The organism is Pseudomonas sp. RIT409 (assembly GCF_003052515.2).
Classification (GTDB): Bacteria; Pseudomonadota; Gammaproteobacteria; order Pseudomonadales; family Pseudomonadaceae; genus Aquipseudomonas.
Window position 1 is genome coordinate 74,146 of the sequence record NZ_QARE02000017.1, and the last position, 24,906, is coordinate 99,051.

At 59.6% G+C, this 24,906-nt stretch carries 28 protein-coding genes and 1 tRNA gene; 20 read left to right on the forward strand and 9 right to left on the reverse strand.

What is annotated here, in order from left to right:
- The first annotated feature begins 40 nt into the window (after positions 1-40).
- The 8 genes from DBP26_RS19965 to DBP26_RS19990 are packed head-to-tail and all read left to right on the forward strand — an operon-like array spanning position 41 to position 4,071.
- On the forward strand, positions 41-460 hold the full coding sequence (locus DBP26_RS19965) for a hypothetical protein (protein WP_256601944.1): 420 nt from the start codon (positions 41-43) through the stop codon (positions 458-460).
- A complete protein-coding gene (locus DBP26_RS19970; RefSeq protein ID WP_108239249.1) occupies positions 457-1,023 on the forward strand; it encodes a hypothetical protein in 567 nt (188 codons plus the stop codon). Before DBP26_RS19965 ends, DBP26_RS19970 begins: the two co-directional genes overlap by 4 nt.
- Complete coding sequence (locus tag DBP26_RS19975) at positions 1,020-1,643, forward strand: hypothetical protein (RefSeq protein ID WP_108239250.1); 624 nt, start codon at positions 1,020-1,022, stop codon at positions 1,641-1,643. The genes DBP26_RS19970 and DBP26_RS19975 overlap by 4 nt, the downstream gene beginning before the upstream one ends.
- The gene (locus DBP26_RS27000) at positions 1,640-1,795 is read left to right on the forward strand and encodes a hypothetical protein (protein WP_158541442.1); all 156 of its coding nucleotides are present in this window, start codon (positions 1,640-1,642) and stop codon (positions 1,793-1,795) included. Before DBP26_RS19975 ends, DBP26_RS27000 begins: the two co-directional genes overlap by 4 nt.
- Positions 1,792-2,112 carry a hypothetical protein gene (locus tag DBP26_RS26890; RefSeq protein ID WP_146749676.1) on the forward strand — a complete coding sequence of 107 codons (321 nt, stop codon included), beginning with the start codon at positions 1,792-1,794 and terminating at the stop codon, positions 2,110-2,112. Before DBP26_RS27000 ends, DBP26_RS26890 begins: the two co-directional genes overlap by 4 nt.
- A 51-nt stretch (positions 2,113-2,163) precedes the next feature.
- Complete coding sequence (locus DBP26_RS19980; protein ID WP_108239251.1) at positions 2,164-2,760, forward strand: hypothetical protein; 597 nt, start codon at positions 2,164-2,166, stop codon at positions 2,758-2,760.
- Positions 2,761-2,777: 17 nt separating this feature from the next.
- Positions 2,778-3,020, forward strand: a complete 243-nt coding sequence (locus tag DBP26_RS19985; protein ID WP_108239252.1) for a DUF4224 domain-containing protein — start codon at positions 2,778-2,780, stop codon at positions 3,018-3,020.
- A 1-nt stretch (position 3,021) separates the two neighbouring features.
- Positions 3,022-4,071 (forward strand): tyrosine-type recombinase/integrase, encoded by a 1,050-nt coding sequence (locus tag DBP26_RS19990; RefSeq protein ID WP_108239253.1) that lies wholly within the window; start codon positions 3,022-3,024, stop codon positions 4,069-4,071.
- A 128-nt stretch (positions 4,072-4,199) separates the two neighbouring features.
- On the opposite strand, the gene DBP26_RS19995 is transcribed toward DBP26_RS19990, so the two are convergent.
- A tRNA-Ser gene (locus tag DBP26_RS19995) sits at positions 4,200-4,290 on the reverse strand.
- A gap of 266 nt (positions 4,291-4,556) precedes the next feature.
- Between DBP26_RS19995 and DBP26_RS20000 the strand changes: the two genes are divergently transcribed.
- The 7 genes from DBP26_RS20000 (at position 4,557) to DBP26_RS20030 (ending at position 8,825) form a co-directional block, all read left to right on the forward strand.
- Positions 4,557-5,231: a Bax inhibitor-1/YccA family protein gene (locus DBP26_RS20000; protein WP_108239254.1), complete on the forward strand. Its 675-nt coding sequence runs from the start codon at positions 4,557-4,559 to the stop codon at positions 5,229-5,231.
- A gap of 110 nt (positions 5,232-5,341) precedes the next feature.
- A complete protein-coding gene (gene tusD / locus DBP26_RS20005) occupies positions 5,342-5,734 on the forward strand; it encodes a sulfurtransferase complex subunit TusD (protein ID WP_108239255.1) in 393 nt (130 codons plus the stop codon).
- Position 5,735: 1 nt separating this feature from the next.
- A complete protein-coding gene (gene tusC / locus DBP26_RS20010; protein ID WP_108239256.1) occupies positions 5,736-6,098 on the forward strand; it encodes a sulfurtransferase complex subunit TusC in 363 nt (120 codons plus the stop codon).
- Positions 6,098-6,397, forward strand: coding sequence for a sulfurtransferase complex subunit TusB (gene tusB, locus DBP26_RS20015; protein ID WP_108239257.1), 300 nt, complete (start codon positions 6,098-6,100; stop codon positions 6,395-6,397). The genes tusC and tusB overlap by 1 nt, the downstream gene beginning before the upstream one ends.
- A complete protein-coding gene (locus DBP26_RS20020; protein ID WP_108239258.1) occupies positions 6,394-6,729 on the forward strand; it encodes a TusE/DsrC/DsvC family sulfur relay protein in 336 nt (111 codons plus the stop codon). Before tusB ends, DBP26_RS20020 begins: the two co-directional genes overlap by 4 nt.
- A complete protein-coding gene (locus tag DBP26_RS20025; protein ID WP_108239259.1) occupies positions 6,726-7,727 on the forward strand; it encodes a glycosyl transferase family protein in 1,002 nt (333 codons plus the stop codon). Before DBP26_RS20020 ends, DBP26_RS20025 begins: the two co-directional genes overlap by 4 nt.
- A gap of 96 nt (positions 7,728-7,823) precedes the next feature.
- Positions 7,824-8,825, forward strand: coding sequence for a glutathione S-transferase family protein (locus DBP26_RS20030; protein ID WP_108239260.1), 1,002 nt, complete (start codon positions 7,824-7,826; stop codon positions 8,823-8,825).
- 86 nt (positions 8,826-8,911) lie between these two features.
- Here the strand turns inward: DBP26_RS20030 and cysG are convergent, their stop codons facing one another.
- The 6 genes from cysG to DBP26_RS20060 all read right to left on the reverse strand — a co-directional run bounded on the left by cysG (position 8,912) and on the right by DBP26_RS20060 (position 16,468).
- Positions 8,912-10,306, reverse strand: a complete 1,395-nt coding sequence (cysG, locus tag DBP26_RS20035) for a siroheme synthase CysG (protein WP_108239261.1) — start codon at positions 10,304-10,306, stop codon at positions 8,912-8,914.
- A complete protein-coding gene (gene serS, locus DBP26_RS20040) occupies positions 10,307-11,587 on the reverse strand; it encodes a serine--tRNA ligase (RefSeq protein ID WP_108239262.1) in 1,281 nt (426 codons plus the stop codon).
- Positions 11,588-11,615: 28 nt separating this feature from the next.
- Positions 11,616-11,993 carry a fluoride efflux transporter CrcB gene (gene crcB, locus DBP26_RS20045; protein ID WP_108239263.1) on the reverse strand — a complete coding sequence of 126 codons (378 nt, stop codon included), beginning with the start codon at positions 11,991-11,993 and terminating at the stop codon, positions 11,616-11,618.
- Positions 11,990-13,315: a replication-associated recombination protein A gene (locus tag DBP26_RS20050; protein WP_108239264.1), complete on the reverse strand. Its 1,326-nt coding sequence runs from the start codon at positions 13,313-13,315 to the stop codon at positions 11,990-11,992. The genes crcB and DBP26_RS20050 overlap by 4 nt, the downstream gene beginning before the upstream one ends.
- 43 nt (positions 13,316-13,358) lie before the next feature.
- The gene (lolA, locus tag DBP26_RS20055; RefSeq protein ID WP_108239265.1) at positions 13,359-13,982 is read right to left on the reverse strand and encodes an outer membrane lipoprotein chaperone LolA; all 624 of its coding nucleotides are present in this window, start codon (positions 13,980-13,982) and stop codon (positions 13,359-13,361) included.
- Between the two features lie 77 nt (positions 13,983-14,059).
- Positions 14,060-16,468: a DNA translocase FtsK gene (locus tag DBP26_RS20060; RefSeq protein ID WP_108239266.1), complete on the reverse strand. Its 2,409-nt coding sequence runs from the start codon at positions 16,466-16,468 to the stop codon at positions 14,060-14,062.
- A 438-nt stretch (positions 16,469-16,906) separates the two neighbouring features.
- Here DBP26_RS20060 and aat point away from each other — a divergent pair, with 438 nt between their 5' ends.
- From aat to infA, 3 genes are all read left to right on the forward strand, one after another.
- Positions 16,907-17,596: a leucyl/phenylalanyl-tRNA--protein transferase gene (gene aat / locus DBP26_RS20065; RefSeq protein WP_108239267.1), complete on the forward strand. Its 690-nt coding sequence runs from the start codon at positions 16,907-16,909 to the stop codon at positions 17,594-17,596.
- Positions 17,597-17,641: 45 nt separating this feature from the next.
- Positions 17,642-18,349: an arginyltransferase gene (locus DBP26_RS20070; RefSeq protein WP_108239268.1), complete on the forward strand. Its 708-nt coding sequence runs from the start codon at positions 17,642-17,644 to the stop codon at positions 18,347-18,349.
- A 101-nt stretch (positions 18,350-18,450) separates the two neighbouring features.
- Positions 18,451-18,669, forward strand: a complete 219-nt coding sequence (gene infA / locus DBP26_RS20075) for a translation initiation factor IF-1 (RefSeq protein WP_002553999.1) — start codon at positions 18,451-18,453, stop codon at positions 18,667-18,669.
- Between the two features lie 217 nt (positions 18,670-18,886).
- Here the strand turns inward: infA and clpA are convergent, their stop codons facing one another.
- Positions 18,887-21,157, reverse strand: coding sequence for an ATP-dependent Clp protease ATP-binding subunit ClpA (clpA, locus tag DBP26_RS20080; RefSeq protein ID WP_108239269.1), 2,271 nt, complete (start codon positions 21,155-21,157; stop codon positions 18,887-18,889).
- 29 nt (positions 21,158-21,186) lie between these two features.
- On the reverse strand, positions 21,187-21,549 hold the full coding sequence (clpS, locus tag DBP26_RS20085) for an ATP-dependent Clp protease adapter ClpS (RefSeq protein WP_108239270.1): 363 nt from the start codon (positions 21,547-21,549) through the stop codon (positions 21,187-21,189).
- Between the two features lie 216 nt (positions 21,550-21,765).
- On the opposite strand from clpS, the gene cspD reads away from it, so the two are divergent.
- Both cspD and DBP26_RS20095 read left to right on the forward strand, forming a co-directional pair.
- Complete coding sequence (cspD, locus tag DBP26_RS20090; RefSeq protein WP_279890572.1) at positions 21,766-22,041, forward strand: cold shock domain-containing protein CspD; 276 nt, start codon at positions 21,766-21,768, stop codon at positions 22,039-22,041.
- A gap of 580 nt (positions 22,042-22,621) precedes the next feature.
- Positions 22,622-24,847 carry an NADP-dependent isocitrate dehydrogenase gene (locus DBP26_RS20095; protein WP_108239272.1) on the forward strand — a complete coding sequence of 742 codons (2,226 nt, stop codon included), beginning with the start codon at positions 22,622-22,624 and terminating at the stop codon, positions 24,845-24,847.
- Positions 24,848-24,906: the final 59 nt, after the last annotated feature.

Below are 24,906 nucleotides of genomic sequence, written 5' to 3' on the forward strand. Positions count from 1 at the left end.
ATCCATTGCCTGCTGCGCCTATGCGCGGCGAGGAATAGTCATGCCTGAAGAAATCATTTTCGTGAACAACGAGCCAGCAGAGTGCGGTTGCAAATCTCGGTTCAGTGACGGCGGCGGACAGTATTCGGACGTCCTCTACGTCACACCTTGCCCAACCCATTCGCCAAAGCCTTTCGGCCCAGCGGAGGTGAAGCGAGACAAAGACGGCTGGTGGTGGCATCCAGATGTGCCCAACTTTGGCGACGGTGAAGACCCTGCTCAATACCTGGCCTGGGTTGAAGCCCAGAAGCTGGAACTGAAGGGCTGGCATTCAGGTGACGAAACCTACGATTTGCCGGATGAAGACGCGGCGTGCACAGCATGGAATCCAGAATCACCTGGTCCTGAGTGGTTTCTGATGGGCATCTTCGATACCGAGGACGGCCCGTATGTAAGCTGGGCTCGTAGAATTCAGCCATGATCATCGACGACATCATGACCGACAAAATCACGCTGCATGGCCTTGGCTTTGTCCAAGTGCAGTTGGAAGGCAATCAGCGCCTGCACGTCTGGCATCCTGAACTGCCGCGCCGGACCTGCTTCGAACATTCGGCGATTCACGACCATCGCTTCGACTTCGTGTCGCGTGTGCTGGTCGGCGAGCAACGCAACACCGAATACGGTGATATCTGGTGCGAGGACGGCGAATTCGTCATGTATCTGCACGAAGGCGCAAGAACGCCGCGCGGCGGAAGACCCTGGACGCCTGACGGTCGCACGAACATGGTCGTTACAGACGATTTCACAGTGAGCGCTGGCAGCACCTACAACCAGCGCGCCTACAAATACCATCGTACCGAGCCGCAAGGTAACGGCAAGGTCGCGACGATCATGCAGGAGTTTGGGGAATACTCGCGCGGGGCTCACTCAACTTGCCGATTTGGCATCGAGCCCGACACCGACTTCGACCGCTTCCAGTGGTCACCAGCGAGGCTTTGGGAAGTGGTCACTGATGTGCTGCTTGGCCAGCAGGTGACGCCATGACCCAGATTAAAGAACGCCCGATTCTGTTCAGCGCGCCGATGGTGCGCGCCATTCTGGAAGGCCGGAAAACGGTCACGCGGCGTGAGGTGAAGAAGCAGGCAGCTCTGGATTGCCTGGCCGCTGGGTTCGAACCTTCATTTCTGACGCTGCCCGGTAATGCCGACCTTTGTCCTTACGGCCGTGCCGGCGACCGGCTGTGGGTGCGCGAGACCTGGGCAGCAGATGCACAGGTGGACTCGATCGCGCCCCGAGACTTGAGCCAGGGCGAGCCAATCCTTTACCCAGCAGACTGCGCGGTTCGGCAAACCGGCTGTTCCATGATCACACAAGGCCGAGGACGTCCTTCGATCCATATGCCGCGCTGGGCCAGCCGCATCCTGCTCGAGATAGCCGACGTGCGCGTTGAGCGGTTGCAGGACATCACTTATGAGCAAGCTGTTGCTGAGGGCGTGCACCGGGACCGCGGCTGTCGAGTGTGGACCGCAACCGATGAAGACGGCACCTGCCATAAATATCCGATCCCAGCGTTCAAAGACCTATGGACAGGGATCAACGGTCCACAGGCTTGGGAGTCCAACCCGTGGGTCTGGGTCGTAGAGTTCAAGCGGGTGACGCCATGACCAGTCGCGACCAATTCGAACAGGCCTACGCAGAGGACAACAACTGCACCGTCGCGTGGTGTCAGGAGCAGCGCATGATCAGCGGCAGCTACCGTGACCGATATCTGGCCCGCGCCTGGCACTGGTGGCAGCGCGGCAAGGAGGCGGTATGAGAACCGTCTTGCGAATTGTCGACGACTCCACCGCGAAATACGGCTTTCGCCGTGAACCTGCAACCTATGAGGAGGCGGAGAAGCTAACCGGCTTCAGACTCGACCGTCGGGTGAACTATCTGATCCTGCGGAGCAACAAGGTCGAACAGATCGGCGTTGCCACGGTGGGTTGCTCTGGATGTAGTTGCGATTGCTCGTCCTGCTCATACGGGTACAACGCGCACGAACCGAGCGGCTGTTATGAGTGCGGCTACACCGGACGCCGCCGAGTGCATTTCGGGTTCCCGCCGTCACCGCCAGCACGCAAATCCGCTTAACCCCTTCCCCATCATCCACATGCCAGCCCAAGCGGCGGGCGAGGTATTCCTATGCGCAACGAAAAAGTAGTCATGTTCGATTCTGCCGAGGCTGCAAGTTTTCAGACGGTAAGCGGTTGGGTCGACGCCAGCGGACGATTCTGGGGCAATGACGAAGACATGGCTCGCTACTGCGGCTCCACGCACCGGCATTGCAAGATCAACCCAGAACACCCGATTCACGCCACCAACGGCTCCTGCGAAGTATGCCGACAAGAGCGCATGGATGAGCGTTTCCTAAAAATGGAGGTACGTGACTGGGCGGAGGAGCCGCTGGTCATTTATGACACCGACACCTACTTCTTCGACATTGATTCGCTGCGCGACTACCTGATTGACGCTGAGCACGAACCGGAGGACGCAAGGTTGTGCATCTGTGAGCCGAACTATCCGAGCGAGATCGATGCAGCGGACCACCTCTGCGACGACCTTCCGGAGGATGGCGAACTGCAAGACGATCAGTTGATCGCTGCTTTCGAACTGCTCAACGAGATGATCCGGAAGTCAGGTCCGTTGTCATGGTCGCAAAGCTCTGTCGCTGCCCGGCTGTCCGCCGAATTTATCGCCGAAATCAAAGCTGAGCGCGCTCAGCCGCTCAAGCCCGCATAGACCCGGAGGTAGCCAACATGGATTCTGAAATCCTTTCAGATGATGAGCTTGCCGAAATCACCGGCTATAAGGCCAGAGCCTACCAGCGGCGCTGGCTGGATGATCGCAAGTGGTCGTATGTCGAAAGCCGCGGGAAGCGACCGCTCGTTGGCCGGCAGTACGCCCGCATGAAGTTGGGCATGCTCCCGCCTGGCATGGTCGATCCAAACCCGCCACCAGCGCGCCCGGTCTGGACGCCAGATTTCTCGCGAGTGAGCTGATATGCGCCCACGCAACACAGAGAATCGGGACTTGCCGCCTGGCGTAGTGCGGCGCAAGCGCTTACGTAAATCCGGCAAAGTATGGGTCGGGTACTACTACAGGGACTCAACCGGAAAAGAGATCCCGTTGGGCAGTGATTTGGACAAGGCCAGGGTGAAATGGGCAGAGCTCGAAGCGAAGGATAAGCCGGCCGACCTGAAAATCATGAAGGCGATTTTCGACAGGTATGAACGAGAAATCATTCCAAAAAAGGGGAAGCGTACGCAGGTTGATAACCGTGCAGAGCTGAAGCAGCTTCGCCCGCTGTTCGACGAGGCCCCCATAGATTCGATCACGCCTTCGATGATTGCTGGATACCGCGACGCCCGGACAGCCAAGGTACGAGCCAACCGCGAGATCGCCCTGCTGTCGCACATCTTCAACATGGCGCGCGAGTGGGGCCTTACTGAACGAGAAAACCCCTGCCAGGGCATCAGGAAGAACAAGGAAACTCCGCGTGATTACTACGCTAACGCGGTTGTGTGGGACGCCGTCTATGACATGGCGGAACCAGAGCTCAGGGAAGCGATGGACCTGGCGTACCTGACCGGCCAACGGCCCGCCGACGTGATCCTCATGCGCAGCGATGACCGTGACGGCGATTACTTCATGGTCATCCAGGGTAAGACGAAGCAAAAGCTCAGAATTTTGCTGACGAACGAGTTAGGGGAGAACAGCCTGGGCAGATTGATCAGGGAGATCACGGAGCGGAACGCACACCACCCGTCCAAATACCTGCTAATCAGCAAGCACGGAAAACGAATGACAAAGGGTATGTTGCGTTTGAGGTGGGACAAAGCTCGGGAGAAAGCGCAGCAGAAGGCCACCAAGGATGGAGATCCCATGCTGGCAGCAAAGATTGCGGGATTTCAGTTCAGGGATATCCGGCCAAAGGCCGCTTCCGAAATTGTCGATATCGGCGATGCCAGCCTGCTGCTGGGACACACCAAACAGGAGATCACCAAACGCGTCTACAGGCGAGTCGGCGTAACCGCGAAGCCGTCAAAATAGGGAAAGTTTCGGAACTGGTTCCCCAAAAGTTTCGGAACTGCTCCCAAGTTGGCCGGAAAACCGCCCTTGAAATACCAAACCGCGGAAACAAAAAAGCCCTGCATGTGCAGGGCTTTTCTGTATCTGTGTGGCGGGAAACCAGGGATTCGAACCCTGGGAACGCTATTAACGTTCGCCGGTTTTCAAGACCGGTGCATTCAACCACTCTGCCAATTTCCCGAAGCATTCGATCACGGAAGGCGCTGTTTTCAGTGACGCAAATTCATTGCATGAGCGTGAAAACACAATTCAAGCCACCAACCTCGACAGCCGTGAAACCGCGGCCTGGAACCCCATGACCGCACCGCCGGATGCGTTGCGGGCGCCATAATACCGTAATGAAACAAGCTGTCAAACTCTCTGACTCGCCTCGGCCAGTGGCTCTGTTATGATCTTTGCAACTTGAGATTTCAAATCTCGATTCTTCAACGATCAGGAGTAGCGCCATGCGCGAACAGGATTACGCAGTCAATAACCGCGTGCAGGTCGAGCAGCTAGAGGTTAGCCGCGTCCTGCGCAATACCTACGGCCTTCTGGCCCTCACCCTGGTTTTCAGTGGCATCATGGCGTTCGTCGCCCAGCAAATGAACGTTCGTTACCCGAACGTGTTCGTGGTGCTGATCGGCTTCTATGGCCTTTTCTTCCTCACCAACAAACTCCGTGACTCAGCATGGGGTCTGGTTTCGGCATTCGCGCTGACCGGCTTCATGGGTTTCATCCTCGGCCCGATCCTCAACCGCTACCTAGGCATGCAGGGCGGCGCTGAAGTCGTCTCTTCCGCCTTCGCCATGACCGCACTGGTGTTCGGTGGCCTGTCTGCCTATGTGCTGATCACCCGCAAGGACATGAGCTTCCTCGGTGGCTTCATCACCGCTGGTTTCTTCGTCCTGCTGGCGGCGGTGCTGGCAAGCATGTTCTTCCAGATCAGCGGCTTGCAACTGGCTATCAGCGCAGGCTTCGTGCTGTTCTCGTCGGCGTGCATCCTGTTCCAGACCAGCGCCATCATCCACGGCGGCGAGCGGAACTACATCATGGCCACCATCAGCCTGTATGTGTCGATCTACAACCTGTTCATCAGCCTGTTGCAGATCTTCGGCATCATGGGTAGCAGCGACGACTGATCGCCTCCCTCGACAAAAAGCCCGCTTAGGCGGGCTTTTTGCTGTCCAGCTTCCTTGAATTCTTTATCATGTTCCCCATTCTCTCTCGCTAACCGCTGTCCGAGCCTGACATGAAGTTCGCCATTGCCCTTTATTCACCGGCCCATGCCCCCTCCTCCCGCCGCGCGCTGCTGTTCGCGCAAGCTGCCGTTGCCGCGGGGCATGAGATCGTGCGGCTGTTCTTCTATCAGGATGGCGTTCACAGCGCTTCGTCGAATGTCGTGACGGCGCAGGACGAACAGGACATTCCCGCACAATGGCGTGAATTCGTCACTGCCCACCATCTGGATGCCGTCGTGTGCATCGCGGCGGGCCTGCGACGTGGCGTGCTCAACCAAGAGGAGGCAGAGCGCTATTCACGTCCGGCCGCCAACCTCACCTCGCCCTGGGAATTGTCCGGGCTTGGGCAGTTGCACGATGCAGTCCAGGCGTCAGATCGCCTCATCAGCTTTGGAGGGCCTTGAGATGCCTCGCTCTCTGTTGATCATCAGCCGCCAGTCCCCCTGGTCAGGCCCCAGCGCCCGGGAAGCGTTGGACATCGCCCTGGCCGGAGGTGCGTTCGACCTGCCGCTGGGCATGCTGTTTCTGGACGATGGGGTGTTGCAGCTTCTTCCCTCCCAAGAGGCCAGGGCCCTGCAGCAGAAAGACCTGACAGCCAACCTGCAGGCGCTGGCCATGTTTGGAGTCGAAGAGCTGTTTGCTTGCCACACCAGCCTGGCGGAGCGCGGCCTGGCCTGCGCTGGCTTGAACGTCGAGCCGCTGCACATCCTGCGCGATCATGAAATCGCGGCGCTTATCGACCGTTATGACCAGGTGATCACAATCTGATGGCGACCTTGCACGTATTATCTCACTCGCCCTTCGCAGACACCCGGCTGAACAGTTGTCTTCGCATCTTGGGTCACGAAGACGCCGTGTTGCTGTGTGGCGATGCGACCTATGCGCTGAACGCATCCACTGCGGCGCGTCAGATGCTGGACGCGAAGGCGGAAAGCCTGCGCCTGTTCGTCCTCGATGAAGACGCCAAGGCCCGAGGCCTGGAATTGCCTGACTGGGCCACCGGCGTTGACTACCCTGCATTCGTTGCGCTGGCCGTGCACTACGACAAGGTCAACACGTGGTTATGAAGCAGCTGATCGTCGACGGGCGCGCCATCGCGCTGGACAAGGACGGCAACCTCGAAGACCTGAACGACTGGTCGCACGATGTCGCCGAAGCGCTGGCGCGGGAAGAGGACATTGCCCTGACGCCTGACCACTGGGAAATCCTGACCGTGCTGCGGGCGTTCTATGCTCAGTACCAGCTTTCGCCAGCGACCCGTCCACTGGTGAAGTACACCGCGCAACAGTTGGGGCCGGAAAAAGGCAACAGCCTGCACCTGAACCGCCTGTTCAATGGCACTCCCGCCAAACTCGCCGCGAAGCTGGCGGGCCTGCCCAAGCCGACTAACTGTTTATGACCGAATTTGCGCCTCTCGTCACCGAAACCCCAGCCGAGCATCCTTTTGCCCAGTTCGTCCGCATCTTGGGCAAAGGCAAGCGCGGCGCCCGCAATCTCACGCGCGAGGAAGCACGCGAGGCGATGGGCATGGTTCTGGACAAAAAGGTTGAGGACACCCAGCTTGGCGCCTTCCTGATGCTGCTGCGCCATAAAGAAGAATCTGCAGAAGAACTGGCGGGCTTCACCGAAGCCGTGCGCGAACGTCTCACCGCCCCGCCGCTGGCGGTGGACATCGATTGGCCAAGCTATGCCGGGAAGAAGCGCCACCTGCCATGGTACCTGCTGGCCGCCAAATGCCTGGCGCAGAACGGGGTGCGGGTATTGATGCATGGCGGCGGCGCGCACACCGCAGGCCGTCTGTACAGCGAGCAACTGCTCGGTTTGGTGGGCATTGAGCTGTGTCGCGACTGGCGGGCCGTCGATGACGCTCTGGAGCGGCATAACATTGCGTTCATACCGCTGGGGGACTGGGCGCCGCAATTGCAACGCATGATCGACCTGCGTAACACACTGGGGTTGCGCTCACCCATTCACTCGCTGGCCCGTGTGCTCAACCCACTGGGCGCTCGCTGCGGCTTGCAGAGCATTTTCCACCCTGGTTATCAATCGGTGCACCGCGACGCCAGCAGCCTGCTGGGAGATCACGCCATCGTAGTCAAAGGCGACGGCGGCGAAGTTGAAATCAACCCGGACACCCTCAGCCACCTCTACGGCACCACTGCCGGCCAGCCGTGGGACGAGGAATGGCCGGCCCTGTCCGAGCGTCGGCACGTGAAACCGGCCAGCCTCGACCCGCAACACCTCCTGCGCGTCTGGACAGGCGAGATCGATGACAGTTACCCGCATCTGGCATTGATCTCGACCATGGCCTTGGCGCTTCGGGGCCTCGGATTGTCGCGCGCTGAAGCCTTCGAACGGGCCGAACAGTATTGGGCAAACCGGAACAAATCGATCTAGTCGATTGTTACCCCCGATTCTTTGCGCTATTTCTTCGAACGATTGCCTTTAGACTGATCTCCAACGTACAAACGTACTCAGTGATTGGAGTCAGACATGGGCCTTCTCATCGAAGGACGCTGGCATGACCAGTGGTATGAAAGCAGCAAAGACGGGGCGTTCCAACGTGAACAGGCCAAGCGCCGCAACTGGGTGACCGCCGATGGGCGGCCCGGCCCCTCAGGCGAGGGCGGATTCAAGGCCGAAGCCGGACGCTACCACCTCTATGTTTCCCTGGCTTGCCCTTGGGCGCATCGCACGCTGATCGTGCGCAAGCTCAAAGGGCTGGAGAGTCTGATCGATGTGTCGGTGGTCAGTTGGCTGATGCGCGAACACGGCTGGACCTTTGACCGACAGTTGGGCTCTACGGGCGACGCCCTGGACGGCCACACGTACCTGTATCAGCGCTACTTGGCCGACACGGCGGACTATACCGGTCGCGTCACCGTGCCAGTGCTCTGGGACAAGAAGCTCAACCGGATCGTCAGCAACGAGTCGTCGGAGATCATCCGCATGTTCAACTCCGCGTTCGACGAATTGACCGGCAATTCGCTGGACCTTTACCCGGAGGCGCTGCGCGAAGAGATAAACCGCCTGAACGACCGCATTTATCCGGCAATCAACAATGGCGTCTACCGCGCGGGCTTCGCGACCTCGCAAAATGCCTATGAAGAGGCCTTCGACCAAGTGTTCGCCGAGCTGGACGCGCTGGAAGACCTTTTGCAGACCACACGCTACCTCGCAGGCGAGTACCTCACCGAGGCGGACGTGCGGTTGTTCACTACGCTGATTCGCTTCGATGCGGTGTACCACGGCCATTTCAAGTGCAACTTGCGTCGGATCGCCGATTACCCGAACTTGAGTCACTGGCTGCGCGAGATGTACCAACTGCCCGGCGTGGCCGAGACGGTCGATTTCCAGCACATCAAGCACCACTATTACGCCAGCCATGCAACCATCAACCCCACGGGTATCGTGCCCAAGGGGCCGGCGCAGGACTTCAGCGTAGCGCATGACCGTGAGCGCTTACCCGGCCGTGGGATCTGGCAGCCCACCTGATCTGCCGCCCTCGCCTCTGTGGCCGCCCCGGCAAGCGGCCACTCGGGGGCGGTGAGTCCGGCATTGAAGCGTTGGTGATTTCCCTGTCAGACGCTGCCCTGCGCGCCCTCGAACCACGCCAGCTTATCTCGCAAGGTCACGACTTCGCCGACGATCACCAGCGTGGGCGCATGCACTTCATGCTCCGCCACCAATTGCGGCAGGTCGGCCAACGTACCGGTAAAGACACGTTGATTGGTTGTGGTGCCCTGCTGAATCAGCGCCGCGGGCGTGTCGGCGGAACGACCATGCCGGATCAATTCGCTGCAGATGATGGGCAACCCAATCAATCCCATGTAGAACACCAGGGTTTGCGCGGGTGAAACAAGGTCCTTCCAGGGTAAATCGCTGGTGCCGTCCTTCAAATGCCCCGTCACGAACCGAACGGATTGCGCGTAGTCGCGGTGAGTCAGCGGAATCCCGGCGTAGGCCGCGCAACCGCTAGCCGCGGTGATACCTGGTACGACTTGGAACGGAATACCCTGCGCGGCCAGTTCCTCGATTTCTTCCCCGCCACGGCCAAAGATGAACGGATCGCCCCCTTTGAGCCGCACAACACGCTTACCCTGCCTGGCCAGTTCCACCAGCTGCAGGTTGATCTGGTCCTGCGGTACGGCGTGATCCGCGCGTTTCTTGCCGACGTAGATCCGGTCGGCATCGCGGCGGCACAGTTCGAGAATCGCCGGGGCCACCAAACGGTCATAGAGCACGACATCCGCTTGCTGCATCAAACGCAAGGCCCGGAAGGTGAGCAAGTCCGGGTCGCCCGGCCCCGCACCGACAAGGTAGACCTCGCCGGTGGCGGGCGGCGGCGCGCCATCGAGCTTGGCCTGCAGCAGACGCTCGGCCTCCGCTCCCTGCCCCGCCAACTGGCGGTCGGCAATCGGCCCCTGAAAAACGTCCTCCCAGAACGCGCGGCGTTGCTGAACATTCGGGAAAAGCTTTTTCACTTGATGGCGGAACCGCGCCGCCAGACCGGCCAGATGGCCATAGGTGGGTGGAATCCAGCTTTCCATCTTCGCCCGGATCAGACGCGCCAGCACCGGCGCATCCCCACCACTGGAGACGGCGATCACCAAAGGGGAACGATCAACGATCGCCGGGAAGATCACACTGCACAGCGCAGGCGCATCCACCACGTTTACCGGCATTCCGCGCGAGCGTGCATCGGCGGAAACCTGGGCGTTGAGCGGTTCGTCATCCGTGGCGGCAATCACCAGCACACAGCCGTCGAGATCCGCCTCCTGATAACCCCGCAGAATCTGTTCGCCACCGCTGCTGTCGATCAATTCGCGCAGCTCCGTTCCGATCTCGGGTGCAACCACCCGCAGGACCGCACCGGCGTCGGCCAGCAAGCGAGACTTACGCAAGGCAATCTCGCCGCCGCCCACGACCAGAACGCGGGCGCCCCGAAGGTTGTGGAACAGTGGCAGGAATTCCATTTAGCCGATGACCTCGATGCCGCCCATCCAAGGCTTGAGGACGTCCGGCACTCGGATGGAACCGTCGGCCTGCTGGTAGTTTTCCAGCACCGCCACGAGGGTCCGGCCGACCGCCAGCCCCGAACCGTTGAGCGTGTGGACCAGTTCGGGCTTGCCGGTTTCCGGGTTGCGCCAGCGCGCCTGCATGCGGCGAGCCTGGAAATCACCGCAGTTGGAGCACGAGGAAATCTCGCGGTACTTGTCCTGGCTCGGAATCCAGACTTCCAAGTCATAGGTTTTCACCGCGCTGAAGCCCATGTCGCCGGTGCACAGCGCCAATACGCGGTACGGCAGCTCAAGCAACTGCAGCACGCGTTCGGCATTGCGCGTCAGGCTTTCCAGAGCTTCCATGGATTTTTCAGGTTCGACGATCTGTACCATTTCGACTTTATCGAACTGGTGCTGGCGAATCATCCCGCGCGTGTCACGCCCTGACGCACCCGCTTCACTGCGGAAGCACGGGGTATGGGCGACGAATTTCAACGGCAACTGTTTGGCGTCGATGATTTCGCCCGCGACGATGTTGGTCAGCGACACCTCGGCGGTCGGGATCAGGTACAGGTCGGCCTCGCCGTCACGACCGATCTTGAACAGATCTTCTTCGAACTTCGGTAACTGACCAGTGCCCTGCAGCGCAGGCGCCTGCACCAGGTACGGCGTGTAGGCCTCTTCATAACCGTGTTCGTTGGTGTGCAGGGTGATCATGAACTGAGCCAATGCACGGTGCAGTCGGGCGATCGGGCCGCGCAGCAAGGCGAAGCGCGCACCGGACAGTTTGGCGGCGGTTTCGAAATCCAGCCAGCCGAACTTCTCGCCCAGCGCGACGTGATCCTTGACGTCGAAGTCGAAGGCCGCCGGGGTGCCCCACTTACGCACTTCGACGTTTTCCTCCTCGTCAGCCCCCACCGGGACGGACTCATGCGGCAGGTTGGGCACGCTGAGGAAGATAGCGTCCAGCTCGGACTGGATGGCGTCCAGTTCCTTTTTACCAGTGGTCAGCTCTTCAGCCATGCGGTCGATGTCCGCCATCAACGGCGCAATGTCCTCACCGCGCTGCTTGGCCTGGCCGATGGATTTGGAACGGGCATTACGCTCGGCCTGGAGCTGTTCAGTGCGGGTCTGCACTGCCTTGCGCTGATTCTCCAGCGCTTCGATGCGGGCCACGTCCAGTGTGAAGCCACGGGAAGCCAGGCGATCCGCTACGTCCTGAAGTTGGGTACGTAACAGTTTGGAATCGAGCATATCGTTCTCTCGTGTATTGAGTTCGGGTCTATAAAATTCGCGTCAGTGACAGACCGGCCCACGTCGCCAGCAGCCCGCCCAGGACGCTGATCAATGCATAACCGATGGCCAATGGCGCCTGCCCGCTTTCCAGCAGGCGAATCGTGTCCAGCGAAAACGACGAGAACGTCGTCAAGCCACCTAAAAATCCCACCATCAGGCCTGCGCGCAGCTCAATCGGCACGTCCGGGCGAATCAGAAAGAGCCCGTACAGAAAACCGATCAGCAGGCAGCCGACCAGATTGACGGCCAGCGTCGCCGTGTAGAAATGGCGCGGCCAGTTCGCGGCGACCACATTGGCCGTGGCAAAGCGCAATAATGTACCAGCCACGCCTCCCACCGACACAGCAACAATCAACTGAATCACTCTTTTCTCCGCTGACGGGGGCTGGCGCGATCAAGCGCGGCCAGATGTTTGAGCTTCTCGCCGATCTTGAGCTCCAGGCCACGAGGGACCGGCTGGTAATACTGGCGCGGTTCCAGCGATTCGGGAAAATAGTCCTCGCCTGCGGCGTAGGCGTCCGGTTCGTCATGGGCATAGCGGTACTCTTCACCGTAGCCCAGTTGTTTCATCAGCTTGGTCGGGGCATTGCGCAGGTGCAGCGGCACCTCCAGCGAACCGAATTCGGCGGCCTCGCGCATGGCCGTCTTGAACGCCGTGTAGACCGCATTGCTTTTGGGCGCACAGGCCAGATAAACGATGGCTTGCGCCACGGCCAGTTCGCCTTCCGGACTGCCCAGCCGCTCCTGGACATCCCAGGCCGACATGCACAGCGGCAATGCCCGGGGGTCGGCGTTACCGATGTCTTCGCTGGCCATGCGCACCACCCGCCGCGCCAGGTACAGCGGGTCGCACCCGCCGTCGATCATCCGGGCGAACCAGTAAAGCGCCGCGTCGGGGTTGGAACCGCGGATGGACTTGTGCAGAGCCGAAATCTGATCGTAGAACGCCTCGCCGCCTTTATCGAAACGGCGACGGCTGTCGCCCAGCAGGCTGTGCAGCAACTGGGGATCGATTTCCGCGCCGTCCTCGGCCAGGTCCGCCGCGTTCTCCAGCAGGTTGAGCATTCGCCTGCCGTCACCGTCGGCTGCGGCCAGCAGCGTCGCGAACGCTTCGTCGCCGACCCTCAGGTGACGATTGCCCAGCCCACGCTCCTCGGTCAGGGCGCGGTCGACCAGCCGACGCAGCGCTGCTTCATCGAGGCTCTTGAGCACATAGACCCGCGCTCTGGAAAGCAGCGCGTTGTTCAATTCGAAGGAGGGGTTTTCGGTCGTGGCACCGATGAAGATCAGTGTGCCGTCTTCGACGTAAGGCAGAAACGCATCCTGCTGAGACTTATTGAAGCGATGCACTTCATCGACGAACAGAATGGTCCGGCGACCGTATTGCCCGGCCTGCTGCTTGGCGACCTCGACCGCCAGGCGGATTTCCTTGACCCCTGCCAGCACCGCCGAAACAGTCTCGAAGTGCGCGTCAGAGACTTTCGCCAGCAGCCGCGCCAGCGTGGTTTTGCCCACGCCAGGCGGCCCCCAGAAAATCATCGAATGCAGCGCGCCCTGCTCCAGCGCTTCGCGCAAGGGCTTGCCATGGGCGAGCAAGTGCTGTTGACCGACGTACTCATCCAGGTTGGTCGCCCGCAAACGGGCGGCCAAGGGCTGAGCAATCGGTTCGCTGCTGAACAGGTCCATCAATGACGCTCTTACCTTGTGTTCCTAAAAACGCTGCAGACGCTCATTCCTGAATAACGTCAGCGCCTTTCGGGATCTGGAACTGGAATTTGCTCGCCGGGACGGGTTCGTTCGCCTTGACGCCCGTGAACAGGATATTGGTGCGCTGTCCGACGCTGTCGATCAATTGCATGTCGTTGATCATGCCGTTACGGAAGGACAAACGCAGGTTGTCGAACAGGGTGTCCTTGGATTTGGGCTTGAGCACGAAGTCGATCACACCCCCGGCCTCTTTGGCCGTGATGTCGAAGCTCTCGCTGATTTTCGACACATCGCCCGACAGCAGCAAGGCGGGCGTTTGGGTCAGGCGCTGGTCGAGGGTCTTGATGGTCACCTGCTCCAGATCCGGGTCCCACAACGAAACCTTCTTGCCATCGGAAACCATCAGTTGCTCTTGCGGCGCGTCGGTGTGCCAGTAAAACAGGCCCGGACGTTGCAAGGTCATTTCACCGGAGGTTTCCTGCAGTTGGGTCCCACCACCGTCGAGGGTCAATTGGGAAAAGCGCCCACTCAAGGTTTTCGAGTTTTCCAGCAGTTGGGTCAGACGCGCCACGTCCTTGCTGTCGGCGTGGGCGGTAGCAGCGGAAAAAGCCAGGGCAGATACCAACATCATGCGGATAAGACGCATGGGAGTCCTCTTTGAGTTCAATTAACGCTGAATGGCGCCCTAGAGGCGCCACTCAGTCACTTGCGACACCCGCAGTGTCATTCACGCATGGGGGCAGGCGCAATCACTTCACGCGAGCCATTGGTGTTCATGGCGGTCACGACACCCGCCATTTCCATGGCTTCGATCATGCGCGCTGCGCGGTTGTAGCCGATTTTCAGCTTGCGCTGCACTGCGGAGATCGAGGCGCGACGGCTTTCAAGCACGAAATTGACCGCTTCGTCATACAGCGCATCGGTCTCGGCATCATCGCCGTCGCCCCCCCCACCACCGCCGCCTTCGAAGCCACTGCCCGCCTCTTCGACGCCATTGAGGATGTCATCGTTGTACTGCGGCGTGCCCCGCAGCTTCCACGCCTCGACGACGCGGTGAACTTCGTCATCCGAAACGAAGGCCCCATGGACCCGGATCGGCAGGCTGGTGCCGGGCGGCATGAAGAGCATGTCCCCGTGCCCCAGCAATTGCTCGGCGCCGCCCTGATCGATGATGGTCCGTGAGTCGATCTTGCTCGACACCTGGAACGCCATGCGGGTCGGGATGTTGGCCTTGATCAGGCCCGTGATCACGTCGACGGACGGGCGCTGGGTCGCCAGGATCAGGTGGATGCCGGCGGCGCGGGCTTTCTGGGCGATACGGGCAATCAGCTCTTCGACCTTCTTGCCCACGATCATCATCATGTCGGCAAATTCGTCGACCACCACGACGATGGTCGGCAGCTTGGTCAGCAGTGGCGCTTCGTCGTGAATGCTTTCGCGGTGGTACAGCGGATCAGGAATCGGCGTACCGGCCTCTTCCGCTTCCTTGATCTTGTGGTTGAAGCCCGACAGGTTACGCACCCCCATCTTGGCCATGAGCTTGTAGCGACGCTCCATCTCGGCCACCGACCAGCGCAGGGCATTGGCGGCGTCCTTCATGTCGGTCACCACCGGGCACAGCAAATGCGGGATGCCTTCGTAGATGGACAACTCGAGCATCTTGGGGTCGATCATGATCAGCTTGGCGTCTTCCGGGCCCGATTTGAACAGGATCGACAGGATCATCGCGTTCACGCCCACGGACTTACCGGAACCGGTCGTACCGGCCACCAGCAGGTGGGGCATCTTCGCCAGGTCGGTGATGATCGGCTTGCCGCCGATGTCGTGACCGAGCGCCAGCGTGACGGGCGATTTGAAGTTGTCGTACTCCGGGGTCGACAGCACTTCGGAGAAACGCACGATCTGGCGATCTTCGTTTGGAATCTCGATACCGACGGTGGTCTTGCCCGGGATGACTTCGACCACGCGGACGCTGGTCACCGCCAGGGACCGCGCAAGGTCCTTGGCCAGGTTGGCAATGCGGCTGACCTTCACGCCGGCCGCAGGCTGAATTTCGTAGCGCGTGATGACCGGGCCTGGATGGATCGAATCCACCGACACTTCGACGCCGAACTCCTTGAGCTTGATTTCCAGCAAATGGCCGACGGCGGCCAGCGACTCGGGTGAATAATTGAGCTGTTTCTTCTCGGCCGGGTCGAGGATCGAGATAGGCGGCAACGTGCCTTCCACCGCGCTGTCGACAAACAACGGGACCTGTTTCTCCTTCTGCACCCGTTTGCTCGGCTCTGGAGGCCTGGCAGGCGCCGGCGCGATGACGGCGGGAACGTGCTTTTCACGCGCACTCATGTGTTCGCTCAGCGCCTGCTCGCGCTCGATGATCCGCTCCTTGGCCTTGGCCTGCTCACGACGATCCGGCACGACCGGTGCCACGACCTCGTCAACCCGCTGGTCGACCTCGCGAAGCTGCGCAACCATCTGCTTGCGCTCGTTGCGTTCAGCCCACCAGCGATTGATCGCACCCTGGAACAACTCGAAGAGGTCCAGTGTGATCTTGCCTGTGGTGTCCATGACCTTGAACCACGACAAATCGGTGAAGACAGTCAGCCCGAACAGGAACAGCGCGATGAACAGCAGGGTGCTGCCCTGCACGTTCAACGCCCGCTTGGCCAGGTCGCCCAATACCTCTCCGAGCACCCCGCCAGCCGACCCCGGAAGGCCGGACATGGAATGGAAATGCAGATGCGCCAATGCCGCACCCGCCAAGATGAGAAACACCAGACCGATCATGCGCCAGGAGAACAGCCAGCCGCTCCACTGCCACGGCTCATGCCGATGACGAAACACCTGGTAGGCCTTGACGCCCAGCAGGATAGGGAAAATGTAGGCAAAGTAGCCCAGCACCATGAACAGGATGTCGGCGGCGAACGCCCCGGCGCGACCTGCAGCGTTCTGCACCTGCAGCGAGCTGCTGGTATGGCTCCAGCCCGGGTCCGTCTGGTCGTACGTCAGCAACGCCATCATCAGGTACAGGCACAAAAAGCCGAATGCGATCAGTGCACCTTCCTTGAGTCGGTAGTGCAAATGCTGCCGCCAGAGCGGAACGGGGCTGGGTGCTGCGGTGGATTTCTTCAAAACGCTTCAATTCCTGCGCGGTGGCGCGAACATCTGATAGTTGACTACGTACGACTGCATCGACGAAAAAGTGCAGACCGGTCCCTGACACACTTTGCGTGAACGCACGCTCGACAGGTCATTTGAAATGAGGTTGAACACCATCGGGCATTGTACGGATTTGCACGCTGCACGCCACGATAGTCTGGCGTGGACGGTGCCGATCTTCAAGCATCGATGGCATCGGATCGGTACAGTGCGCATTTTCTTTGCCGACAACAGCTTATGACATGTTTCTACCGGATTTCAGACCTGTCCCATGGCCATGACGCTCGTGAATGAGTCGAACCTGCCTTACAGTGGCTCAACGAGTGCCAGTCAACGGCCTGTGACCGCGATCCCGCCGCGTAGTTGCACGCTCTGGCACACTCCCCTCCCCTCTCGCAGAGCCGGAACCTCATGCTGACCTGGTTACAACGCGACACCCTGGACTTTCCGCCCCTGGAAAAAGCGATGCGCGAACCCAACGGTTTGCTGGCAGGCGGCGGCGATTTGTCGGCGGACCGCTTGATACGCGCCTATCGCCATGGCTGTTTTCCCTGGTACCAGCAGGGTCAGCCGATCCTCTGGTGGTCACCAGACCCTAGAACCGTGCTGTTTCCGAACGAGCTGCATGTCTCGCGCAGTCTGGGCAAGCTCTTGCGCCAACAGCGCTATCAGGTGACGTTCGACCAGGACTTTTCGGCGGTCATTCGCGCCTGTGCCCAACCGCGCGCCTATGCCGATGGCACTTGGATCACAGGCGCGATGGAGGCCGCGTATACGGAGCTCCACGCCCGCGGATTCGCTCACAGTGTCGAAGTCTGGGAAAACGGCGAACTGGTGGGAGGGCTGTATGGCCTGGCGATGGGGCAACTGTTTTTCGGCGAGTCCATGTTCAGCCGCGCGGACAACGCCTCCAAAGTGGGGTTTGTGACGCTGGTGGAACACTTGAAGCGCTGGGGCTTCGTCCTGATCGACTGCCAGATGCCCACACGGCATCTGGAAAGCCTGGGCGCCCGCTCCATCCCGCGAAGCCTTTTCGCCGATTATCTGAAAAAACATCTGGATCTCACACACTCTGCCGACTGGTTGCCTAGGCGAGTTTGATTCCGCTGGCATACACTCTAGCTAACGTTTTCTCGAGGGTTGATCATGACCGAGCTGGCGCGGCTTAAGTTTTATGCCACTCAACCCCACTCCTGCAGCTACCTGCCCGAGGAACAAGCCACCACGCTGTTTCTCGATCCCAGCCAGCCGATGGATGTTCAGGTCTACGCCGACCTTTCCGATATGGGGTTCCGTCGCAGTGGCGATCATCTTTATCGCCCGCACTGCCAGAATTGCAGCGCCTGCGTGCCTGCGCGCATTCCGGTTGGTCTGTTCGTGCCCGATCGCCAGCAGAAACGTATCTTCAAGCGCAACGCCGATATCGAAGTCACCATCGCCAAGCCGCATTTCAGCGAAGAATATTTCGACCTCTATCAGCGCTACATCGAGCAGCGTCATGCTGATGGTGATATGTACCCGCCCAGCCGGGAGCAGTTTTCCACTTTTCTGGTGCGCGACCTGCCCTTCGCAAGGTTTTACGAGTTTCGCACAGAGGGGCGCCTGCTCGCCGTAGCGGTGACCGATCTGCTACCCAATGGCCTGTCCGCGGTCTACACCTTCTACGAACCCTCCGAAGAGCGCCGCAGCCTGGGACGGTACGCCATCCTTTGGCAGATAGCCGAAGCCGCTCGCTTGCAGCTGCACGCGGTGTACCTGGGTTATTGGATCAAAAACTGCAAAAAGATGAACTATAAGACGCAATATCGGCCCATCGAGCTGCTGACCAACCAAAGATGGGTCACTCTTTACTGAATCCCTTGGCTTGATCACTCATTTTCGGGCACAATGCAGCCCGCTTTTGCTCGGCTGCCGTTTGCACCGGGCCATTCATTGGATACCGAGGGCTTTACTGCATGTCGAAAGAAGACAGCTTCGAAATGGAAGGCACTGTCGTCGACACCCTGCCCAACACCATGTTCCGTGTGGAGTTGGAAAATGGGCACGTCGTAACCGCGCACATCTCCGGCAAGATGCGCAAGAATTACATCCGTATTCTGACCGGCGACAAGGTCCGCGTTGAATTGACGCCGTATGACCTGAGCAAAGGACGCATCACTTACCGCGCCCGCTAACAGGCTACGACGAAAACGCCCGGCACATGCCGGGCGTTTTTGTTTGTCCACAATTTGTAAGCAGCTACGCATTGTAGGAGCGCGTTTGCCCGCGATTGCGGTTTATCGGGTAAATATTCCGTCGCTGACACACCGCAATCGCGGGCAAGCGCGCTCCTACGGCAGTTAAAGAAAAAAGGCGCCAATTGGCGCCTTTTTGCTTTGTAGCAGCGAAACGTCAGGCCAATTCCGCCGTGGTCTCGTACTCGAACGTTATCTCGCCATCCTTGAAGTCGACGTGAACCACGCCGCCATGTTCGGACAACTCGCCGAAGAGAATCTCCTCGGCAAGAGGACGCTTGATCTTGTCCTGAATGAGGCGCGCCATCGGGCGAGCACCCATTTGCGCATCGTAGCCGCCCTCCGCCAGCCAACTGCGCGCTGCGTCGGAGACTTCCAGTTGAACACGCTTGTCTTCCAGTTGCGCCTGAAGCTCGGTGAGGAACTTGTCCACCACGCTCTTGATGACTTCGTGGCTGAGGCGACCGAATTGAATGATGGTGTCCAGACGGTTACGGAACTCTGGCGTGAAGCTCTTCTTGATGACTTCCATCGCATCGGACGAGTGGTCCTGATGGGTGAAGCCGATCGAAGCACGTGCCGCGGTTTCCGCGCCCGCATTGGTGGTCATGATAATGATCACGTTGCGGAAGTCCGCCTTGCGACCGTTGTTGTCGGTGAGCGTCCCATGGTCCATGACCTGCAGCAGCAGATTGAAGACTTCTGGATGCGCCTTCTCGATTTCGTCGAGCAACAGCACGCAATGCGGCTGCTTGGTGATCGCTTCGGTCAACAGACCGCCCTGATCGAAGCCGACATACCCCGGCGGCGCACCGATCAGACGCGATACGGTATGACGCTCCATGTATTCGGACATGTCGAAACGGACCAGCTCGATCCCCAACGCCTTGGCCAACTGACGCGCCGCTTCGGTCTTCCCGACGCCGGTCGGACCGGCGAAAAGGAACGAACCCACCGGCTTGTCAGGCGATTTCAATCCGGCGCGAGACAGTTTGATCGCGGTGGACAGTGAATCGATAGCCGCATCCTGACCAAATACCGTCAGCTTGAGATCGCGCTCCAGGTTGCGCAGCAATTCCTTGTCGGAACTGTTGACGTGTTTTGGAGGAATGCGCGCAATCTTGGCCACGATGTCTTCAACCTGAGGCACGTCGATCCGCTTCACGCGCAGATCGGCCGGTTGCAGGCGCTGGAAAGCACCCGCCTCGTCGATGACATCGATGGCCTTGTCCGGCATGTGGCGGTCGTTGATGTAGCGCGAAGCCAGCTCAGCGGCGGCGCGCAGCGCCTCATCGCTGTACTCGATATTGTGATGCTGCTCGAATCGACCCTTGAGGCCGCGCAGGATGCCGATGGTGTCCTCGACGGAAGGCTCGGTGACGTCGACTTTCTGGAAGCGCCGCGCCAATGCACGGTCTTTTTCGAAGATGCCGCGGAACTCCTGGAACGTGGTCGAGCCGATGCACCGGATATCACCGGAGGACAGCAAGGGTTTGAGCAGGTTGGACGCGTCCATGACGCCGCCAGAAGCCGCACCTGCGCCGATGATGGTGTGGATTTCATCGATGAACAGGATCGCGTGGGGGCGCTTTTTCAATTCCCCGAGCAGTGCTTTGAAGCGCTTCTCGAAATCACCCCGGTACTTGGTGCCAGCCAACAGCGCGCCAAGGTCCAGCGAGTAAACGACACTGCTGGCCAGCAGATCGGGGACCTGATTGTCCACGATGCGCTTGGCGAGCCCCTCGGCGATGGCGGTTTTACCGACGCCGGCTTCACCGACCAGTAGCGGGTTGTTCTTGCGACGACGCGCGAGGATTTGAGCGACACGCTCGACTTCCAGCTCGCGACCGACAAGAGGATCGATACGGCCCTGCCGGGCCAGCTCGTTCAGGTTGCTGGCATAGGCATCCAGAGGATTGCCCGAAGAAGAAGACTCGCCGCCCTCGTCGTCCTGCATATCTTGTTCACCTTCAGAGTGATCGCCATGCCCGGGCACCTTGGAGATGCCGTGGGCGATATAGTTGACGACATCGATGCGAGCAACGCTTTGCTGCTTGAGCAGAAACACCGCCTGGCTCTCCTGCTCACTGAAGATCGCCACCAGCACGTTTGCGCCAGTGACTTCACGCTTGCCGGAGCTCTGCACATGAAACACGGCACGCTGCAGGACGCGCTGGAAGCCCAGGGTAGGTTGGGTCTCGCGATCCTCATCATGGACAGGGATCAGCGGCGTGGTGGAGTCGATGAACTCCTGAAGGTCGTGTTTGAGTTTGTCGAGGTTCGCGCCGCAGGCACGCAGTACAGTGGCGGCAGCCTCATTGTCCAATAAGGCCAGCAGAAGGTGCTCGACGGTCATGAATTCATGACGTTTGGAGCGGGCCTCCTTGAAAGCCAGATTGAGGGTGACTTCGAGCTCACGGTTTAACATAGCTTCACCTCTTACCCAAGTGTCCGGCGTTAACCGTCCTTCTCGATTTCACAGAGTAGCGGATGCTGGCTTTCCCTGGCGTATTGGTTGACCTGCATTGCCTTGGTCTCGGCGATGTCGCGGGTAAACAATCCGCACACTGCCCGTCCCTCTGTATGGACGGCCAGCATGACCTTGGTCGCCAGCTCACGATTCAGGTTGAAAAACACCTCGAGCACTTCGACCACGAAATCCATCGGGGTGTAGTCGTCGTTGAACAAAACCACCTTGTACATCGGCGGCACCTGCAATATCGGCTTGGCTTCCTGCACCGCGATGCCCGCCGCCTCGTCGTCGTGGGGCTGCGAGTCATCCTGATTGAATGTTAGTCGAATCTTGCTCATTGCATGCATGGTAAAGAAGGTTCGCTGGGGCCGAAATTAAATAGATTGGTCATGATCATGCACGTTATCGATTGGACTGCCACATGAGCTTGACTAACGGCTAAACGGTGTTACAAACAATAGAACCCACATTGGGTAAAAAGGGTCCGCGCAGTCAACCAAAATTTTTTAGGTCCGGCGGATGAGAGGTGATGATACTCCCATCGGAGTCCTTTGCAGAGGGATGTGACTATGCTAAGCGGTAAGGTCAAGTGGTTTAACAACGCCAAGGGGTATGGCTTCATCGTTGAAGACGGCAAGTCCGAGGACCTGTTCGCTCACTACTCGGCTATCATTATGGACGGTTATAGGACACTCAAAGCCGGGCAGCCGGTCAGTTTCAATATCGTCCAGGGGCCGAAGGGCCTGCATGCCGTCAATATCAGCACTCAAGTCGTCGCGACCAAAGAACCCACCCCTGTACACGACATGCACCAGGAACACAGCAAAGATCACGCCTGAGCCGGACCGTTCAAGCGCGAGACCGATCGAAGCCGGTCAAGCCCGAAAGGGCTGACCGGCTTTTTTTCGTCCTTTATTCCATCGCTGATCTTTTCCATGCCCGCCGATGGCCCTCGCCGGCGACACTCCTGAAGGCAAAGGAGTGCTCCTTTAGTCGAAAATCGACTGCGGGCCAGATCGCCGATCACGGCACGTCGCGACCTGCGACAGGCTGCCGCAGGCCACGCGGGGCGGGGGCTGTAGACTTTTGGCCGGATTTCGCAATGCCAGACGGGGCGCTGAAAGGTTCCACGCGAGTGTCAAGCGTTCACACGACTATCGTATGAATGGTCGGGACCGGTGGTATACTCGCCGCCGGTGACCACAGGGTCATTGGGGGCCGGACCATCTGAAACGAGACTTTCAGCCCTCCAGAGGCTGGACTCTTACCAGGGTTCAACCGCTTGACGCTCGACTGATGCACCCCATATCACGCGACGAAATTCTCGACTTTCGGCTCATTGATATCTGGGCGAAAGTGCCTACCCTGCGCATCTCGAAATTTTGTGTACGCTCAGCAAAGAAGAGAGTATTCCGAAAAATGTCCAACCGCTCGAAGATCATCTATACCTTCACCGACGAAGCTCCTGCCCTCGCCACCTACTCACTGCTTCCCATCGTCGAAGCGTTCACCGCTTCCGCCGACATCACCGTCGAAACCCGCGACATCTCGCTCGCCGCCCGCATCCTGGCTGGCTTCCCCGAGCGCCTGGGCGACAAGAAGGTTTCCGATGATCTGGCCGAACTGGGCGAGCTGGCGACCAAGCCGGAAGCGAACATCATCAAGCTGCCGAACATCAGCGCCTCGGTGCCGCAACTGAAAGCGGCCATCAAGGAGCTGCAGGCCAAGGGCTACGATGTGCCGGATTATCCGGACGAAGTCGTCACCGAAGCTGACAAGGCCGCCCGAGCCGCCTACGACAAAGTCAAAGGCAGCGCCGTGAACCCTGTCCTGCGTGAAGGTAACTCCGATCGTCGTGCGCCGCTGTCGGTCAAGAACTACGCGCGCAAGCACCCTCATAAAATGGGCGCATGGTCTGCAGACTCCAAGTCTCACGTGGCCCATATGGACAACGGCGATTTCTACGGCAGCGAAAAATCCGCGCTGATCGAAGCGGCCGGCGCCGTGAAGATCGAGCTGGTCGGCAAAGACGGCAGCAGCACCGTGCTGAAAGACAAGACCTCGGTCCTGGCCGGCGAAGTCATCGACTGCGCGGTCATGAGCAAGAAAGCCCTACGTGCTTTCGTGGCCAAGGAAATCGAAGACGCCAAGCAGCAAGGCGTGCTCTTCTCCGTGCACTTGAAAGCCACCATGATGAAGGTTTCCGACCCGATCATGTTTGGCGAAATCGTCGCTGAGTACTATCAGGATGCGCTGCAGAAGCACGCCGAAGTCCTGAAGGAAATCGGCTTCAACCTCAATAACGGCATCGGCGACCTGTACGCCCGCATCAAGGACCTGCCAGCCGATCAGCAGGCGCAGATCGAAGCGGACGTCAAAGCGGTCTACGCGACCCGCCCTCCTCTGGCGATGGTCAACTCCGACAAAGGCATCACCAACCTGCACGTACCGAGCGACGTCATCGTCGACGCCTCGATGCCTGCCATGATTCGTGACTCCGGCAAGATGTGGAACAGCGAAGGCGTGCTGCAGGACACCAAGGCGCTGATTCCGGATCGCTGCTACGCCACCATCTACCAGGCGGTCATCGAAGACTGCAAGAAGCACGGCGCCTTCGACCCGACCACCATGGGCAGCGTGCCGAACGTTGGCCTGATGGCGCAGAAAGCAGAAGAATACGGCTCGCACAACAAGACCTTCCAGATCGAAACCGACGGCGTCGTCCGCGTCACCGACGACAAAGGCCAGGTCCTGATGGAGCAGACTGTCGAGGCCGGTGACATCTGGCGCATGTGCCAGACCAAAGACGCGCCGATTCAGGACTGGGTCAAGCTGGCGGTCAACCGCTCGCGCCTGAGCAACACCCCGGCGATTTTCTGGCTGGACCCTCAGCGCGCCCACGACGCCGTAATGATCAAGAAGGTCGAGCAGTATCTCAAGGATCACGACACCAACGGCCTGGACATCAGCATCAAGTCGCCTGTCGAGGCCATGAAGGTCTCCCTGGAGCGCATCCGTGCCGGCAAGGACACCATCTCGGTGACCGGCAACGTGCTGCGCGACTACCTGACCGACCTGTTCCCGATCATGGAACTGGGCACCAGTGCCAAGATGCTGTCGATCGTTCCTCTGATGAACGGCGGGGGCCTGTTCGAAACCGGCGCTGGCGGTTCGGCACCCAAGCACGTCCAGCAGCTCAACGAAGAAAACTTCCTGCGCTGGGACTCGCTGGGTGAATTCCTGGCCTTGGCTGCTTCGCTGGAACACTTGGGCAACGTCTACAACAACCCTAAAGCGTTGGTGCTGGCGACTGCCCTGGACAAGGCCACCGGCCAGTTCCTGGACAACAACAAGTCGCCATCGCGCAAAGTCGGTGGCATCGACAACCGCGGCAGCCACTTCTATCTGGCCACTTACTGGGCGCAAGCCCTGGCAGCCCAGACGGAAGACGCCGCCCTGGCCGCCAAGTTCGCGCCTCTGGCCAAGACCCTGACCGACAACGAAGCCACCATCGTTGCCGAGCTCAATGGCGTGCAAGGCAAGCCTCTGGACATCGGCGGTTACTACTTCGCCACACCAGAGCTGGCCAGCAAGGCCATGCGCCCGAGCAAAACCCTGAACGACGCGATCAGCTCGCTGAAGTAAGGTCGTCACGCTCCACACGAACCCCGGCCTCGCGCCGGGGTTCGTGCTTCTGGATTAGC